2 rRNA genes are annotated in these 416 nt (G+C 52.9%); both read right to left on the bottom strand.

From position 1 onward, the window contains the following. Positions 1–49: 49 nt before the first annotated feature. Positions 50–162, bottom strand: a 5S ribosomal RNA gene (rrf, locus tag H0X90_RS35460). A 153-nt stretch (positions 163–315) separates the two neighbouring features. Then, positions 316–416: ribosomal RNA gene (locus tag H0X90_RS35455) — 23S ribosomal RNA — on the bottom strand; the annotation flags it as partial.

Genomic DNA, 416 nt, shown 5'->3' with positions numbered 1-416 from the left:
ACCAATGCAAAAACCCCCGCCTTTCGGGCGGGGGTTTCTGGCTTAGGGAGCCTGACGATTACCTACTTTCACACGGGAATCCGCACTATCATCGGCGTAGAGTCGTTTCACGGTCCTGTTCGGGATGGGAAGGGGTGGGACCGACTCGCTATGGTCATCAGGCAAAGAGGGTTGTTCTGCTGGCGTGGCCAACAGAACCAATCTGGGAAGAAGCAGTAATTAGGTTGTGTGTATCACACACGAGAATTCAACATGTCGCTTTGGATCGCGACCGGTGCTTTCGCACGGCGCCGATCTACAAGGCAGACTTGTTATAGGATCAAGCCTTACGGGCAATTAGTATCAGTTAGCTGAACGCATTACTGCGCTTACACACCTGACCTATCAACGTCCTGGTCTCGAACGACCCTTCAAGG

The organism is Burkholderia sp. 9775_39 (genome assembly GCF_015712225.1).
Lineage (GTDB): Bacteria > Pseudomonadota > Gammaproteobacteria > Burkholderiales > Burkholderiaceae > Burkholderia > Burkholderia cenocepacia.
Note: the sequence above shows the minus strand (reverse complement) of the source record. Positions and strands in the feature narration are given on the sequence as shown.